General features: G+C 41.0%; 7 protein-coding genes, 5 rRNA genes and 3 pseudogenes (2 of these 15 only partly in view). 9 read left to right on the top strand and 6 right to left on the bottom strand.

Annotation, left to right across the window (positions count from 1 at the left end):
* The 6 genes and pseudogenes from NHG49_RS01640 to NHG49_RS01615 all read left to right on the top strand — a co-directional run.
* Positions 1-471 carry the 3' portion of a response regulator transcription factor gene (locus NHG49_RS01640; protein WP_258125463.1) on the top strand. 243 nt of this gene lie to the left of the window's left edge, so 471 of the gene's 714 nt are visible here — the last part of the coding sequence; its start codon lies off the left edge, out of view; the stop codon is at positions 469-471.
* Positions 461-1,474 (top strand): sensor histidine kinase, encoded by a 1,014-nt coding sequence (locus tag NHG49_RS01635; protein ID WP_064475989.1) that lies wholly within the window; start codon positions 461-463, stop codon positions 1,472-1,474. Before NHG49_RS01640 ends, NHG49_RS01635 begins: the two co-directional genes overlap by 11 nt.
* A 68-nt stretch (positions 1,475-1,542) precedes the next feature.
* The gene (locus NHG49_RS01630) at positions 1,543-2,472 is read left to right on the top strand and encodes an ABC transporter ATP-binding protein (RefSeq protein ID WP_098103664.1); all 930 of its coding nucleotides are present in this window, start codon (positions 1,543-1,545) and stop codon (positions 2,470-2,472) included.
* Positions 2,465-3,202: an ABC transporter permease gene (locus NHG49_RS01625; protein WP_000247712.1), complete on the top strand. Its 738-nt coding sequence runs from the start codon at positions 2,465-2,467 to the stop codon at positions 3,200-3,202. Before NHG49_RS01630 ends, NHG49_RS01625 begins: the two co-directional genes overlap by 8 nt.
* A gap of 17 nt (positions 3,203-3,219) precedes the next feature.
* The gene (gene uppP / locus NHG49_RS01620) at positions 3,220-4,017 is read left to right on the top strand and encodes an undecaprenyl-diphosphate phosphatase UppP (RefSeq protein WP_060486332.1); all 798 of its coding nucleotides are present in this window, start codon (positions 3,220-3,222) and stop codon (positions 4,015-4,017) included.
* Positions 4,018-4,413: 396 nt separating this feature from the next.
* Positions 4,414-4,743: pseudogene (locus NHG49_RS01615) on the top strand (ASCH domain-containing protein); the annotation flags it as partial.
* Between the two features lie 124 nt (positions 4,744-4,867).
* On the opposite strand, the gene rrf (NHG49_RS01610) reads toward NHG49_RS01615, so the two are convergent.
* The 3 genes from rrf (NHG49_RS01610) to NHG49_RS01600 form a co-directional block, all read right to left on the bottom strand.
* A 5S ribosomal RNA gene (gene rrf, locus NHG49_RS01610) occupies positions 4,868-4,983 on the bottom strand.
* A gap of 49 nt (positions 4,984-5,032) precedes the next feature.
* Positions 5,033-7,954, bottom strand: a 23S ribosomal RNA gene (locus NHG49_RS01605).
* 146 nt (positions 7,955-8,100) lie between these two features.
* Positions 8,101-9,652, bottom strand: a 16S ribosomal RNA gene (locus NHG49_RS01600).
* Together the 16S, 23S and 5S rRNA genes form the textbook arrangement of a ribosomal RNA operon.
* Before the next feature lie 515 nt (positions 9,653-10,167).
* Between NHG49_RS01600 and NHG49_RS01595 the strand changes: the two are divergent.
* Both NHG49_RS01595 and NHG49_RS01590 read left to right on the top strand, forming a co-directional pair.
* A pseudogene (locus NHG49_RS01595) lies at positions 10,168-12,101 on the top strand (glycosyltransferase).
* A 63-nt stretch (positions 12,102-12,164) separates the two neighbouring features.
* Complete coding sequence (locus NHG49_RS01590) at positions 12,165-12,941, top strand: class I SAM-dependent methyltransferase (protein WP_064475993.1); 777 nt, start codon at positions 12,165-12,167, stop codon at positions 12,939-12,941.
* A 39-nt stretch (positions 12,942-12,980) separates the two neighbouring features.
* Here the strand turns inward: NHG49_RS01590 and NHG49_RS01585 are convergent, their stop codons facing one another.
* Positions 12,981-13,925 (bottom strand): NAD-dependent epimerase/dehydratase family protein, encoded by a 945-nt coding sequence (locus tag NHG49_RS01585; protein WP_064475992.1) that lies wholly within the window; start codon positions 13,923-13,925, stop codon positions 12,981-12,983.
* 179 nt (positions 13,926-14,104) lie between these two features.
* Here NHG49_RS01585 and NHG49_RS01580 point away from each other — a divergent pair.
* Positions 14,105-14,944 (top strand): annotated as a pseudogene (locus NHG49_RS01580) (glycosyltransferase WbsX family protein); the annotation flags it as partial.
* Between the two features lie 14 nt (positions 14,945-14,958).
* On the opposite strand, the gene rrf (NHG49_RS01575) reads toward NHG49_RS01580, so the two are convergent.
* Both rrf (NHG49_RS01575) and NHG49_RS01570 read right to left on the bottom strand, forming a co-directional pair.
* Positions 14,959-15,074: ribosomal RNA gene (gene rrf / locus NHG49_RS01575) — 5S ribosomal RNA — on the bottom strand.
* 49 nt (positions 15,075-15,123) lie between these two features.
* Positions 15,124-17,500 (bottom strand): 23S ribosomal RNA (locus tag NHG49_RS01570) (it continues 545 nt past the right edge of the window).

Here is a 17,500-nt window from a genome sequence, read left to right as displayed (position 1 = left end):
GCTAAAGATCACGAAATTGATAAAATTTTAGGTTTAAGCATTGGCGCTGATGATTACATTACAAAACCTTTCAGTATTCACGAAGTAGTTGCACGAGTAAAGGCTCTTATGCGGCGTTTTTTAGTTCTTGGAAGTAACACTACTGCACAAGAGAAAACACTTTTAGCTTTCAAAGGACTAACTATCGATTTAAATACATACACAGTTCATACAAATAAAGAAGAAATCAGCTTAACCGGAAAAGAACTGGAACTGTTGAAATTCTTTACTTCAAACCCAGGACAAGTATTTACAAAAACACAGCTTTTCCGAAATGTATGGGACGATAATTATATAGAAGACGATAATACCGTTATGGTACATATTCGAAAACTTAGAAAGAAAATAGAAATCAATCCTTCTAATCCAAAATTCATTCAAACTGTATGGGGAATTGGTTATAAGTTTGTAGGTGAAAAACTTGAAGACTGATAAAACCCTATTCCTTATTTCATTACAACTTATCATTTGCGGGCTTTTAAATATACAAATGGGTCCAAAAGGAAAGATGTCTTTATTTATTACCCTTATTTTAATTACAATGTATCTCTTCTTTTCAAGAATACAATTCATTCAACATCGCAAATCAGTGGACACAAAATTAGGTCGTGTACTAAAAGGAAATTTACAAACGAGATTATTCACAAGCAATGACCCCTCATTACATAGTATCGTTTTTTCAATAAACGAACTGATAGCTGAATTAGAAAAGGTTCGGATCGAAGCAAAAAGATCCGAGGAATCTAGAAAACAACTTTTGTCTAGTATCTCGCACGATATCCGAACACCACTCACCTCTATTATTGGATATATCGACGCTTTAAAAGATGGGGTTGCTGCTTCTGAAATAGAAAAGAAAGAATATCTTAAAATACTTTATATGAAATCAAATAACTTAAAACATCTAGTTAACGAAATATTCAATATGGCAAAGCTAGACGCCAATGAATTTCCACTAAAAGAAGAGGAACTCGACTTTTCTGAAGTTACTAGAGAAGTTTTGATTGAATTTTTACCTGAACTCTCAAAACATAATCTCGAACTACAGGTTCTCATACCAGAATCTACTTGTCCTATCATTGCAGACCACCTTAGCCTTATGCGAATTATGAGTAATTTGATAAAAAATGCCATTTATTACGGAAAAGATGGGAAAACATTAGGGATCGAACTACTAGAAACTGATACAGACTATGAACTTCTTATTTGGGATAAAGGCCCTGGTATCCCAAAACATGATTTACAAAACGTATTTGAACGAATGTACCGAAGCGAACAATCGAGAAACTCCTCTTCTGGTGGTAGCGGTCTCGGGCTTTCAATTTCTAAAGCACTCGTTGAGAGAAATGGTGGGCATATATGGGTTGAAAGTACTCCATGGAAACGAACTACTTTTGGCTTTTCAATTCCAAAATACATTTCTTTTAAGAAATAGTTAAGAAATGATTAATATGCAGTTAAGCCTTCCTTCTTATCATGTAATTAAGAGCTTATAGAAAGTAGGTGTTTCCTATAAATACAATTATAAAAACGACTAACCTTACTAAAGTGTATGGCACACAAAAATCAGTAGATAATCTAAATATTAATGTTCAACAAGGCGAGATTTATGGATTCATAGGACGAAACGGTGCGGGCAAAACAACAACCATTCGTATGCTACTCAGTCTTATAAAACCTACAAGCGGAAATATTGAAATATTCGGAGAGGACTTATTTCAAAATCAAAAAGATATTTTAAGAAGAATTGGTTCTATCGTTGAGGTTCCAGGGTTCTATGAAAACTTAACTGCAAAAGAAAACTTATTAATTAATGCAAAGATAATTGGGATTCACAAAAAGAATGCCATTGAAGAAGCATTAGAAATAGTAGGCTTGCAGCACGAGACAAAAAAATTAGTAGAAAAGTATTCTTTAGGAATGAAGCAGCGCTTAGGAATTGCACGCGCCCTTCTCCATTATCCTGAGCTACTCATATTAGATGAACCAACTAATGGGCTAGACCCCATCGGTATTAAAGAAATGCGAAAACTTATTCATTCTTTAGCTCAAGAAAGAAATATAACAATACTCATTTCTAGTCACATATTAGCCGAGGTAGAACAGTTAGTCGATCGTATCGGAATTATTCATGAAGGAAGGTTACTAGAAGAAGTTTCTCTTGATAAGCTACGTAAAACAAACCGTAAGTACATAGAATTTCAAGTGAATAATGAAAATAAAGCCGCGATGCTATTAGAAAATCAGCTTCAAATTTTTGATTATGAAGTACATGATGAAGGAAATATTCGTATTTATTCTCATTTTGGACAACAAGGATACATCAACAGAACATTCGTTCTAAATGGTGTGGAAGTATTAAAAATGATGATAAGTGAAGATAGATTAGAAGATTATTTCACTAAATTAGTTGGAGGTGGAACAATTGGTTAATCTACTCTATACAGAACTATTAAAACTAAAACGCTCTAATATGTTTTTAATTAGCATTATTGGAGCTGGTGTCGCACCTTTCTTAGTCGTAGTAGCTTCTTATATACATATAAAAACCAAACAGCCCACTCCGACTATTTGGTTCCATCAATTATTTACTGATGTTAACTTATATACTACTTTAGTGATAGGGTTCCCCTTATATGGAGTAGTAATTGCTTATCTTTTTACCCGTGAATATGCAGAAGACACACTAAAGAATTTACTAACTATCCCCGTATCGCGTATTAGCTTTATTATAAGTAAGTTCATCACTCTTTTTCTTTGGATCATGATGCTAACTTTAGTCGCTTGGGCACTTACTTTAATATTAGGGCTATTGGGGAACTTCCCTGGTTTTAACACTGCTTTATTTTTAGGCTCTTTTCTAAAATTTTTAATCTGTGGTGGACTTCTCTTTCTATTGTCTTCACCTATTGTGCTACTAACTCTTGTAATGAAGAGCTATGTACCACCTATTATATTAACTGTCATTATTACAATGACTAATCTTATGCTCGTAAACTCCAAACATAAAGATTTATTTCCGTGGACCGCTACTCTTGATATTGCAAATAATGAATTACAACCCACATATCCACCGGAATATTCTTATATCATCATTGCAGCAACAGCGGTTTCAGGATTTTTTGCAACACTATTCTATTTCAAAAGAGTAGACATTCATTAATTTATAGGAGTGAAACGATGAGCGATATCATTATTGCCTTCATACTCGGTATCGTAGAGGGGTTAGCTGAATTTTTACCTATCTCTTCTACTGGTCACCTTATATTAGTCGGGCATTTATTAGATTTTGAAGGAGAAAGAGCGAAAACGTTTGAAATTGTTATACAGCTAGGGGCAATTTTAGCTATTGCAATTTTATATCATAAACGCCTCGTTTCTTTATGTAATATTAAACCTCTTCTGCGGAAAGAGAAGAAATTCAACGCATTCCATGTATTTCTTGGCGTATTTCCAGCAGTAGTTGCTGGTTTACTACTACATGGTGTCATTAAAACTTACTTATTTCAGCCCTATACTGTCGTAATTGGACTTGTAGCAGGGGCAATTCTTATGCTCTTTGCAGAAGTAAAAAAGAAAGAGGCAACCTCCTATTCACTGGATGATTTAACATACCGTCAAGCATTAACAATTGGATTATTTCAATGCTTAGCAGTATACCCCGGCTTCTCTAGAGCTGGCTCTACTATTTCTGGAGGTCTATTAGCAAAAGTAAATTATAAAACTGCATCTGAGTTCTCTTTTCTCATTGCTCTTCCTGTAATGGTAGGCGCTACAGGCTTAGACTTGTTAAAAAGCTGGAAGTATTTAAGTGTCAATGATATCCCTATGTTTGCGGTAGGATTCATTACCTCTTTTATAGTAGCAATGTTAGCAGTAGTAACATTCCTAAAGCTTTTAGAAAAGATAGGCTTAAAACCTTTCGCATACTATCGTATTTTGTTAGCTATCTTATTTACGCTTTTCGTATTGCTATAAATTCATATAAGTCACAGATAAAAAACCGATATTCAAGTTAGAATATCGGTTTTTTATCCATTTCACATCAAGTACTACCTACTCCAATATGGCATAGCGGGAATAAATCATCATTAATAATCCAAATGTTCTTCAAGCAATTTTAATCTTTACCGTACGACACAATTCAAAATTTAAACATTCCTCTATTAATATGGATGTCTACTGGAAAATGCCATATAGGGACCGAACGTGTCTACAAACCATATTCATTCCACACATATTATCTTTCTTAATTCGCAACACACCGATACAAGTTTTAAATACGTACAAAGATATAGCAAATAAGGAAATTTCCCAGGGATTATAAAGAGACTAAAATTATTAATTAAAGTGAGGTATGAGGTAACGATACAATTGAATCCTTTAGCACAATCATATCGGAATACTTATTGGGGAAACAGTGACAAACCGGAATCTATTACAGCTTGGCAATTCGGTGATTCTTCTAATTATCTCGCACAGTTAGTAATTGACGGCATAAAAACAGCAACATGCTCCGTTCACATTTTTTATGAATTAGAAAATGAATCACTACTGACTACTAACGATTATAGTATTATACTCATTAGTAATAATGAACCTGTAGCTATTATTAAAATAATAGAAGTAACTGTAACACCAATGAATGAAGTAAGCGAAGAATTCGCTATTGATGAAGGCTTAGGAGATCGTATTTATAATTACCGGGAGTTCCTGTTGCTACTTTTAAAGCTATAAGCTTGTTATTTATAACTCAAGAAGCCCATAGATAACTAACTTATTTTATAAAATACAAAAAAGACGAGTCATTCTGACTCGTCTTAAGGTTGCTTGGCGACGTCCTACTCTCACAGGGACAAGGTCCCAACTACCATCGGCGCTAGAGAGCTTAACTTCCGTGTTCGGTATGGGAACGGGTGTGACCTCTCTGCCATCATCACCAAACTATGAAGGCATATTCCTTCAAAACTAGATAACATTTGCTACATATTATATGGTTAAGTCCTCGATCTATTAGTATTCGTCAGCTCCACATGTCACCATGCTTCCACCTCGAACCTATCAACCTGATCATCTTTCAGGGATCTTACTAGCTTACGCTATGGGAAATCTCATCTTGAGGGGGGCTTCATGCTTAGATGCTTTCAGCACTTATCCCTTCCGCACATAGCTACCCAGCTATGCCCTTGGCAGAACAACTGGTACACCAGCGGTGCGTCCATCCCGGTCCTCTCGTACTAAGGACAGCTCCTCTCAAATTTCCTACGCCCACGACGGATAGGGACCGAACTGTCTCACGACGTTCTGAACCCAGCTCGCGTACCGCTTTAATGGGCGAACAGCCCAACCCTTGGGACCGACTACAGCCCCAGGATGCGATGAGCCGACATCGAGGTGCCAAACCTCCCCGTCGATGTGGACTCTTGGGGGAGATAAGCCTGTTATCCCCGGGGTAGCTTTTATCCGTTGAGCGATGGCCCTTCCATGCGGAACCACCGGATCACTAAGCCCGACTTTCGTCCCTGCTCGACTTGTAGGTCTCGCAGTCAAGCTCCCTTATGCCTTTGCACTCTACGAATGATTTCCAACCATTCTGAGGGAACCTTTGGGCGCCTCCGTTACACTTTAGGAGGCGACCGCCCCAGTCAAACTGCCCACCTGACACTGTCTCCCGGGTCGATAAGACCCGTAGGTTAGAATTTCAATACATTCAGGGCGGTATCCCACCAGCGCCTCCACCGAAGCTAGCGCTCCGGTTTCAATGGCTCCCGCCTATCCTGTACAAAATGTACCAAAATTCAATATCAGGCTACAGTAAAGCTCCACGGGGTCTTTCCGTCCTGTCGCGGGTAACCTGCATCTTCACAGGTACTATAATTTCACCGAGTCTCTGGTTGAGACAGTGCCCAAATCGTTACACCTTTCGTGCGGGTCGGAACTTACCCGACAAGGAATTTCGCTACCTTAGGACCGTTATAGTTACGGCCGCCGTTTACTGGGGCTTCAGTTCAGAGCTTCGCTTACGCTAACCCCTCTCCTTAACCTTCCAGCACCGGGCAGGTGTCAGCCCCTATACTTCGCCTTACGGCTTCGCAGAGACCTGTGTTTTTGCTAAACAGTCGCTTGGGCCTATTCACTGCGGCTTTCCGTTAAGAAAGCACCCCTTCTCCCGAAGTTACGGGGTCATTTTGCCGAGTTCCTTAACCAGAGTTCTCTCGCACACCTTAGGATTCTCTCCTCGCCTACCTGTGTCGGTTTGCGGTACAGGCACCTTTTATCTCGCTAGAAGCTTTTCTTGGCAGCGGGGAATCAAAGACTTCGCTCCATAAGGAGCTTCCCCATCACAGCTCAGCCTTCACGATAAGCGGATTTGCCTACTTATCAGCCTAACTGCTTGGACGTGCACAACCAATCGCACGCTTCTTCTATCCTTCTGCGTCCCTCCATTGCTCAAACGATAAAGAGGTGGTACAGGAATATCAACCTGTTGTCCATCGCCTACGCCTGTCGGCCTCGGCTTAGGTCCTGACTAACCCTGAGCGGACGAGCCTTCCTCAGGAAACCTTAGGCATTCGGTGGACGGGATTCTCACCCGTCTTTCGCTACTCATACCGGCATTCTCACTTCTAAGCGCTCCACCAGTCCTTCCGGTCTGACTTCACTGCACTTAGAACGCTCCCCTACCACTGATACCATTGGTATCAATTCGCAGCTTCGGTGGTGTATTTAGCCCCGGTACATTTTCGGCGCAGAGTCACTCGACTAGTGAGCTATTACGCACTCTTTAAATGGTGGCTGCTTCTAAGCCAACATCCTAGTTGTCTAAGCAACTCCACATCCTTTTCCACTTAATACACACTTTGGGACCTTAGCTGGCGATCTGGGCTGTTTCCCTCTTGACTACGGATCTTATCACTCGCAGTCTGACTCCTAAGGATAAGTCATTGGCATTCGGAGTTTGACTGAATTCGGTAATCCGATGAGGACCCCTAGTTCAATCAGTGCTCTACCTCCAAGACTCTTACACTTAAGGCTAGCCCTAAAGCTATTTCGGGGAGAACCAGCTATCTCCAGGTTCGATTGGAATTTCTCCGCTACCCACACCTCATCCCCGCACTTTTCAACGTGCGTGGGTTCGGGCCTCCATTCAGTGTTACCTGAACTTCACCCTGGACATGGGTAGATCACCTGGTTTCGGGTCTACGACCACGTACTAAACGCCCTATTCAGACTCGCTTTCGCTGCGGCTCCGCCTCTTCAGCTTAACCTCGCACGGGATCGTAACTCGCCGGTTCATTCTACAAAAGGCACGCCATCACCCATTAACGGGCTCTGACTATTTGTAGGCACACGGTTTCAGGATCTCTTTCACTCCCCTTCCGGGGTGCTTTTCACCTTTCCCTCACGGTACTGGTTCACTATCGATCACTAGGGAGTATTTAGCCTTGGGAGATGGTCCTCCCAGATTCCGACGGAATTTCACGTGTTCCGCCGTACTCAGGATACATTCAAGAGAGAACGAAGTTTCGACTACGGGGTTGTTACCCTCTACGACGGACCTTTCCAGGTCGCTTCGTCTACCTCGTTCCTTTGTAACTCCGTATAGAATGTCCTACAACCCCAAGAGGCAAGCCTCTTGGTTTGGGCTATGTTCCGTTTCGCTCGCCGCTACTCAGGAAATCGCATTTGCTTTCTCTTCCTCCAGGTACTTAGATGTTTCAGTTCCCTGGGTCTGTCTTCCTTACCCTATGTATTCAGGTAAGGATACCATACCATTACGTATGGTGGGTTTCCCCATTCGGAAATCTTCGGATCAAAGCTTACTTACAGCTCCCCGAAGCATATCGGCGTTAGTCCCGTCCTTCATCGACTCCTAGTGTCAAGGCATCCACCGTGCGCCCTTTCTAACTTAACCAAACTAAAATTAAAAAAATATGAGCTACACTGTTATCTAGTTTTCAAAGAACATACATTTATATATGAGAGATAGTTCTCTCAAAACTGAACAAAACGAAACACGGAAACTTATATTGATGAACAGCGTTCATCAATTCTCCATAGAAAGGAGGTGATCCAGCCGCACCTTCCGATACGGCTACCTTGTTACGACTTCACCCCAATCATCTGTCCCACCTTAGGCGGCTGGCTCCATAAAGGTTACCCCACCGACTTCGGGTGTTACAAACTCTCGTGGTGTGACGGGCGGTGTGTACAAGGCCCGGGAACGTATTCACCGCGGCATGCTGATCCGCGATTACTAGCGATTCCAGCTTCATGTAGGCGAGTTGCAGCCTACAATCCGAACTGAGAACGGTTTTATGAGATTAGCTCCACCTCGCGGTCTTGCAGCTCTTTGTACCGTCCATTGTAGCACGTGTGTAGCCCAGGTCATAAGGGGCATGATGATTTGACGTCATCCCCACCTTCCTCCGGTTTGTCACCGGCAGTCACCTTAGAGTGCCCAACTTAATGATGGCAACTAAGATCAAGGGTTGCGCTCGTTGCGGGACTTAACCCAACATCTCACGACACGAGCTGACGACAACCATGCACCACCTGTCACTCTGCTCCCGAAGGAGAAGCCCTATCTCTAGGGTTTTCAGAGGATGTCAAGACCTGGTAAGGTTCTTCGCGTTGCTTCGAATTAAACCACATGCTCCACCGCTTGTGCGGGCCCCCGTCAATTCCTTTGAGTTTCAGCCTTGCGGCCGTACTCCCCAGGCGGAGTGCTTAATGCGTTAACTTCAGCACTAAAGGGCGGAAACCCTCTAACACTTAGCACTCATCGTTTACGGCGTGGACTACCAGGGTATCTAATCCTGTTTGCTCCCCACGCTTTCGCGCCTCAGTGTCAGTTACAGACCAGAAAGTCGCCTTCGCCACTGGTGTTCCTCCATATCTCTACGCATTTCACCGCTACACATGGAATTCCACTTTCCTCTTCTGCACTCAAGTCTCCCAGTTTCCAATGACCCTCCACGGTTGAGCCGTGGGCTTTCACATCAGACTTAAGAAACCACCTGCGCGCGCTTTACGCCCAATAATTCCGGATAACGCTTGCCACCTACGTATTACCGCGGCTGCTGGCACGTAGTTAGCCGTGGCTTTCTGGTTAGGTACCGTCAAGGTGCCAGCTTATTCAACTAGCACTTGTTCTTCCCTAACAACAGAGTTTTACGACCCGAAAGCCTTCATCACTCACGCGGCGTTGCTCCGTCAGACTTTCGTCCATTGCGGAAGATTCCCTACTGCTGCCTCCCGTAGGAGTCTGGGCCGTGTCTCAGTCCCAGTGTGGCCGATCACCCTCTCAGGTCGGCTACGCATCGTTGCCTTGGTGAGCCGTTACCTCACCAACTAGCTAATGCGACGCGGGTCCATCCATAAGTGACAGCCGAAGCCGCCTTTCAATTTCGAACCATGCAGTTCAAAATATTATCCGGTATTAGCCCCGGTTTCCCGGAGTTATCCCAGTCTTATGGGCAGGTTACCCACGTGTTACTCACCCGTCCGCCGCTAACTTCTTGAGAGCAAGCTCTCAATCCATTCGCTCGACTTGCATGTATTAGGCACGCCGCCAGCGTTCATCCTGAGCCAGGATCAAACTCTCCAATAAAGTTAGTTTGTCTAGCATCTAAAAATAAAAATTGACGTTTCACGTTGTTTGTTTCGTTCAGTTTTCAAAGAACTACTCGGTCGCTCATTTGCGACTCCCTTATGTTAACATCTTCGTTAGTTAATGTCAACTAAGTTTTTCATTTCGTTTGCCGCGTTCTGCGTTATTGCATCGGCGACTTGTTCTATATTACACCCCTATATCCTAATCGTCAATACCTTTTATCCTTTTTATTTTATAAATTCTAAAGGGTATTGAACCTTCTTCATTTATACTCCGTTCCTAGAGATTAATAAACTGATGCAATCACTTTCATAATCGACAGTTTATACTTTCTTACTTACACCTTTCTAAAGAATGAATAGCAAGCCAAACAAATATATATTAAAGGTAGCACTTTTTATTTCGAGTACATTCCAGCTGCATTCACAATTATCTCCTACCACTTCTCTCTAGGAATTATAAATACACCATGCATTTACTAAAAATCTAATTAACTTAGGAGGCGTTATGAAATGCATGTTAATAAGAAGATCATTTATGTATCCCATGATGCCCATTTCCACGGAGCACAACGTCTTTCTTTACATACTATTAAAGCTCTTAAAGAAAACTTTCATTACTCCGTCGCAATTATTTCTATTGGAACGGGCATTTTAATCCACGATTTTCAAAAGTATGGTCCTGTTTATTGCCTAGAGGAAGACTACCCAACGGAAAAAAGGTCGAATTATTAATAAAGAAGTTACTATCACAAGACTATACCATCGCCATATGTAGTACCGTCATAAGTGGTGATATAGTTGCATTACTAGCTAAACACAATATAAAAGTTATTTCATTAATACATGAATTGCCGCATTTAATACAACAGTACTCTGCCGAGGGAAAAGCGAGAAACATTGCCGAGTTTGCTTACAAAATTGTCTTCCCTTCACAGTACGTGTATGAAAAATTCCGTACAATCACCCAATTAGATCATCAAAAATGCCACATCCCCCCTCAAGGTTTGTTTAACCACAATCCTTATAAGAACAATATTGCAAAAGCGAGAAACGAATTACGAAAAAAACACAACCTGCCTCTAGATAGCAACATCATTTTGGGGGTAGGTTTTGCTGATCATCGGAAAGGGATAGATTTATTCTCACTTATTGCTTACTCAGTAAGAAAGGTTCATACGAATATTCATTTTATCTGGGGCGGGAGAACAGATGTTCATTTCTTTAACACGCTATCCCCAAGGTATACAGCACATTTCACATTAGTTGAGCCTACTCCAGATATCGGTTTATATAACGCCGGGGCTGATTTGTATTTATTAACTTCAAGAGAAGATCCTTTTCCAAACGTTGTTTTAGAAGCATTAGATACAAAAGTCCCTGTTATAGGGTTTAAAAATGCTGGAGGTTTTGAAGATGTTGTTACGGAACAAACTGGCGCCTTAGTAGACTTTTTAAATTTACCGCAGTTGCTGGAAAGAATATATGAATTTATTGGAGATGAAGACTTACGATTACAAAAAGGGTGCTTTGGCCAAGAGCTTATTGAAAAAGATTTCAACTTTCTTCATTATATTTATCAATTATTAAACCTGCTTGAACATAATTACAAAAAAATAAGCGTAATCATATCGAACTATAATTACGAAAAATACTTACCTGACCGAGTTAAATCCATATTAAACCAAACCTATCCCCTTTACGAACTAATTTTCCTAGACGATGCCTCTACTGACAATAGCGTATCTATATTTAAACAGCTGCTCTCAAACGAAAATAAGCCCCACTTAAAAGTTCAGCAGATTATTAATGATAAAAACTCTGGTTCTGTATTTAAACAATGGATAAAAGGCGTCTCTGCAGCAACCAGTGATTATATTTGGATTGCAGAGGCCGATGACTTATGTGATCAGACATTTTTAGAAGAAGTAATACAAGGGTTTCATATAAATGGTGATGTTACCTTAAGCTACACACAATCACAACAAATAGATGAGCAAGGAAATATCCTGGCCAATCATTATTTAGATTACACAAATGATATTGATAAAGAAAAATGGAAAAGTTCTTATTTCCGAAAAGGAATAGATGAAATACAAGATACATTACTTATCAAAAACACCATACCTAATGTCTCAAGTGTAGTTTTTAAAAACATAGATATAAAAACAACAGAAAAACAATTAGAAAAGTTTAAAGTAGCTGGTGATTGTTTTTTCTATGTTTCTATTCTTAAAGAGGGGAACATTTATTTCAATCCAAAACCGCTAAACTATCATAGACGACATACAAATAGCGTAACGAGAACAGAAGATTCATATTCCCATTACAGTGAAGTTGTACAAATGCAGAATTTCATTAAAGAAACCTTTACTATCGACGACATTTCAAAAAAAAAAATGTACACATATAGAAAGTATCTTAAAGCATATTTGAAGATTGAATGATATATTTTCTTCGCCATCAGTATCTCTTGTAAGACGTTACTATCATTTAAGGGGGGTTACTCATTGAAAGAATTTATAGAGGCAAATAAAGATTTGATTTCTCGAATTGCACACAACTACAATGTAAATGCAAGTATCCATCCAGAGGATCATATCTTTCAATTCCTTGTCACTAATCCAGTCTTCCCATCTAAAAAAGAAGCGATAGATTATTATTTTCAAGATGGGAGAAAATCTGCAGAAACACTCTTAGATTTAATTACTTCCTTCCATCCCCCTATAGACACTCCAATAAAATTATTAGAATTCGCATCCGGATACGGCTGCGTAACACGTCATTTATTAAACCTACAAACGAACTTAAGTATAACTACCTGCGATATACATGAAGAGGCTATTACTTTTATTGAACGTACATTAAATACTTCCTCTATCTTATCTCACCCTGAACCTGAACAAGTAAATTTGACCTCGTCTACGTATGATATCGTCTTTTGTCTATCATTTTTTTCTCATATGCCTAATACAACTTGGTTTCGTTGGCTTCAAACATTGTATAATGCTGTTTCTCCTGAAGGCTTACTCATTTTCACAACTCATGGTTATCAAAGTAAAAAGTACTTCAGCTTTCCAGATTTAAATAAACAGGGTTATTGGTTTCTCCCTTCTAGTGAACAATTGGATTTGGATGTTCATCAGTACGGGCAAATGATCGTTAGTCCCTCTTACGTATGTGACAAAATTAAATTATTACCCTATAACCCTGTTATCAAAAAATACACTGAAGGTTTTTGGTGGGAACATCAAGACCTTTGGGTAATAAAAAAAGAAATAAAATAATAAACCACGCTCTACTTATACAAAAGTAGGCATGGCTTATTATTTTTTACTATATAAGAACTCTTCAATCCATAGCTTATTTAATCTAATTCCACTTTTGAAATCTATTTTCGGTTCCCAATTACATTCTCGTCTTACTCTATCTATATTTAAAATGATTTGTTGAACATTTTCTTGCCTTTGTTTATAGCAGGTAAAGTCCACTCTTCTTTCCGTTAATTTCTCCAATTCTACTATAATTCGTTTTAAAGAGAGACCCTTGCCGCTCCCTATGTTATACACACAAGATTTCAAACGATTTAAGTGTGATAGTTGTATAGTGATTTCAACTAAATCATCGATATAAATATAATCTCGAATAATCTCTTGTGGATTTCCATATATATTAATCTTTTCATTACTGAGATGCTGATACAAAAAACAGTTTATTGCCCCAACTTTCTTTAAAGGATTTTGATATTTTCCATATGGATTAGAATATCTACATACAACATAGTCAATTCCGTATTTTTTCTTATAAAAGTACAAGTAATTTTCAAGCGACACTTTTGTTATTCCGTAAGGAGAAAGTGGTTTTAATGGATGTTTCTCATCAATAGGTAAATATTCAGGTTCACCATACACGGTGCCCCCAGAAGATGCTAATACAATTCTTCTAATAGGAAAGTTTTTAACGCTTTCCATGAAATTAAGAAAAAAAAAGCTACTGTTCATATCTCCAAAAATATCTTCAATTGAAGTTGCTACATTAGACGTTGCAGCTAAATAAATAATAATATCCACATCCACTAAAGCTTTATATATATCTTCAACATTCGCTAAATCACCTTTAATAAATTCAACATCACTTATAATATTTTGAGGGAAATTATTTATATGTCTGGAAAATACTTTTACATTTTGATCTTGTTTCAATAAACCTAATGCGAGGTTAATACCAATGAAACTATTTCCACCTACTATTAAATAATTATTCTTCCTCATAATATCCTCTCTAGTAATAAGATTTTTGCTTATCACACCTAGAAATACAAATAAACGAAATTGGTCACCTCTATTATTCATTCTCTTATAATTGTATGCCCCTTATAAATTTTCATTATCTTTATTTTATATTTTCCTTTTAGAATCGATACCTTATTTAAGATGACCGCAAAAACACTCATAACTGGTTTAAAGGAAAAAGACTATTGGAGACACCCTTTAATGAGGTATTTAAAATGAAGGAACCAGATTTTCCATTTTGCCTTTCTTGGGCAAATGAACCGTGGACAAAAACTTGGGATGGTCTTGATAGTCACATATTAAAGCCTCAAAATTATGGAGAGTTATCGGATTGGAAAGAACACTTTGAGTATTTATTACAAGCTTTCCAAGATGAGAGATATATCCGTATAGATGATAAACCACTATTCATTATTTATCGTCCCGGGCATATTCCTGATTGTGAACAAATGCTTCATTATTGGAATACACTCGCACAAGAAAATGGTTTGAAAGGTATATACTTTGCAGAAACATTAAACAGCTTTCCACTTCCTAATATAAATGGATTTGATGCTAGCATTCAATTCGAGCCTTTTTATACAATTGCCCATGATAGCTCTTCAGACATAAATAAGGCAATATATGAGTCTGGTAAACAAATAAACGCTTGGGATTATGATAAAGTGTGGATGTATATACTAAAGCGATCTCCTCCAGAGAAAAAAACATTTCCTGGTGCCTTTGTTGACTGGGACAATACAGCACGCCGCAAAGACTTAAATAGCAGCATCTTCCTAGGTTCTACCCCTAGGAAGTTCACGATATATTTAAGCAAACAAATCCAGCGTACCTATTCTCTTTACAACAGCGAGTTTTTATTTATTAATGCGTGGAATGAATGGGCAGAAGGTACTTACTTAGAACCAGATAAAAGGCATGGATTCGCCTATTTAGAAGGAGTTAAGCAGGCAATTAACAGAGGTATGAAAGCATACAAAAAAGACGAGTCATTCTGACTCGTCTTAAGGTTGCTTGGCGACGTCCTACTCTCACAGGGACAAGGTCCCAACTACCATCGGCGCTAGAGAGCTTAACTTCCGTGTTCGGTATGGGAACGGGTGTGACCTCTCTGCCATCATCACCAAACTATGAAGGCATATTCCTTCAAAACTAGATAACATTTGCTACATATTATATGGTTAAGTCCTCGATCTATTAGTATTCGTCAGCTCCACATGTCACCATGCTTCCACCTCGAACCTATCAACCTGATCATCTTTCAGGGATCTTACTAGCTTACGCTATGGGAAATCTCATCTTGAGGGGGGCTTCATGCTTAGATGCTTTCAGCACTTATCCCTTCCGCACATAGCTACCCAGCTATGCCCTTGGCAGAACAACTGGTACACCAGCGGTGCGTCCATCCCGGTCCTCTCGTACTAAGGACAGCTCCTCTCAAATTTCCTACGCCCACGACGGATAGGGACCGAACTGTCTCACGACGTTCTGAACCCAGCTCGCGTACCGCTTTAATGGGCGAACAGCCCAACCCTTGGGACCGACTACAGCCCCAGGATGCGATGAGCCGACATCGAGGTGCCAAACCTCCCCGTCGATGTGGACTCTTGGGGGAGATAAGCCTGTTATCCCCGGGGTAGCTTTTATCCGTTGAGCGATGGCCCTTCCATGCGGAACCACCGGATCACTAAGCCCGACTTTCGTCCCTGCTCGACTTGTAGGTCTCGCAGTCAAGCTCCCTTATGCCTTTGCACTCTACGAATGATTTCCAACCATTCTGAGGGAACCTTTGGGCGCCTCCGTTACACTTTAGGAGGCGACCGCCCCAGTCAAACTGCCCACCTGACACTGTCTCCCGGGTCGATAAGACCCGTAGGTTAGAATTTCAATACATTCAGGGCGGTATCCCACCAGCGCCTCCACCGAAGCTAGCGCTCCGGTTTCAATGGCTCCCGCCTATCCTGTACAAAATGTACCAAAATTCAATATCAGGCTACAGTAAAGCTCCACGGGGTCTTTCCGTCCTGTCGCGGGTAACCTGCATCTTCACAGGTACTATAATTTCACCGAGTCTCTGGTTGAGACAGTGCCCAAATCGTTACACCTTTCGTGCGGGTCGGAACTTACCCGACAAGGAATTTCGCTACCTTAGGACCGTTATAGTTACGGCCGCCGTTTACTGGGGCTTCAGTTCAGAGCTTCGCTTACGCTAACCCCTCTCCTTAACCTTCCAGCACCGGGCAGGTGTCAGCCCCTATACTTCGCCTTACGGCTTCGCAGAGACCTGTGTTTTTGCTAAACAGTCGCTTGGGCCTATTCACTGCGGCTTTCCGTTAAGAAAGCACCCCTTCTCCCGAAGTTACGGGGTCATTTTGCCGAGTTCCTTAACCAGAGTTCTCTCGCACACCTTAGGATTCTCTCCTCGCCTACCTGTGTCGGTTTGCGGTACAGGCACCTTTTATCTCGCTAGAAGCTTTTCTTGGCAGCGGGGAATCAAAGACTTCGCTCCATAAGGAGCTTCCCCATCACAGCTCAGCCTTCACGATAAGCGGATTTGCCTACTTATCAGCCTAACTGCTTGGACGTGCACAACCAATCGCACGCTTCTTCTATCCTTCTGCGTCCCTCCATTGCTCAAACGATAAAGAGGTGGTACAGGAATATCAACCTGTTGTCCATCGCCTACGCCTGTCGGCCTCGGCTTAGGTCCTGACTAACCCTGAGCGGACGAGCCTTCCTCAGGAAACCTTAGGCATTCGGTGGACGGGATTCTCACCCGTCTTTCGCTACTCATACCGGCATTCTCACTTCTAAGCGCTCCACCAGTCCTTCCGGTCTGACTTCACTGCACTTAGAACGCTCCCCTACCACTGATACCATTGGTATCAATTCGCAGCTTCGGTGGTGTATTTAGCCCCGGTACATTTTCGGCGCAGAGTCACTCGACTAGTGAGCTATTACGCACTCTTTAAATGGTGGCTGCTTCTAAGCCAACATCCTAGTTGTCTAAGCAACTCCACATCCTTTTCCACTTAATACACACTTTGGGACCTTAGCTGGCGATCTGGGCTGTTTCCCTCTTGACTACGGATCTTATCACTCGCAGTCTGACTCCTAAGGATAAGTCATTGGCATTCGGAGTTTGACTGAATTCGGTAATCCGATGAGGACCCCTAGTTCAATCAGTGCTCTACCTCCAAGACTCTTACACTTAAGGCTAGCCCTAAAGCTATTTCGGGGAGAACCAGCTATCTCCAGGTTCGATTGGAATTTCTCCGCTACCCACACCTCATCCCCGCACTTTTCAACGTGCGTGGGTTCGGGCCTCCATTCAGTGTTACCTGAACTTCACCCTGGACATGGGTAGATCACCTGGTTTCGGGTCTACGACCACGTACTAAACGCCCTATTCAGACTCGCTTTCGCTGCGGCTCCGCCTCTTCAGCTTAACCTCGCACGGGATCGTAACTCGCCGGTTCATTCTACAAAAGGCACGCCATCACCCATTAACGGGCTCTGACTATTTGTAGGCACACGGTTTCAGGATCTCTTTC

Source organism: Bacillus sp. IBL03825 (assembly GCF_024712505.1).
Lineage (GTDB): Bacteria > Bacillota > Bacilli > Bacillales > Bacillaceae_G > Bacillus_A > Bacillus_A wiedmannii.
This window is presented reverse-complemented; position numbering and strand designations above follow the sequence as displayed.

Excerpts from the sequence above, each read along its gene's own strand:
- uppP (WP_060486332.1), top strand. The coding sequence starts at position 3,220 with ATGAGCGATATCATTATTGCCTTCATACTCGGTATCGTAGAGGGGTTA.
- NHG49_RS01585 (WP_064475992.1), bottom strand. The coding sequence starts at position 13,925 with ATGAGGAAGAATAATTATTTAATAGTAGGTGGAAATAGTTTCATTGGT.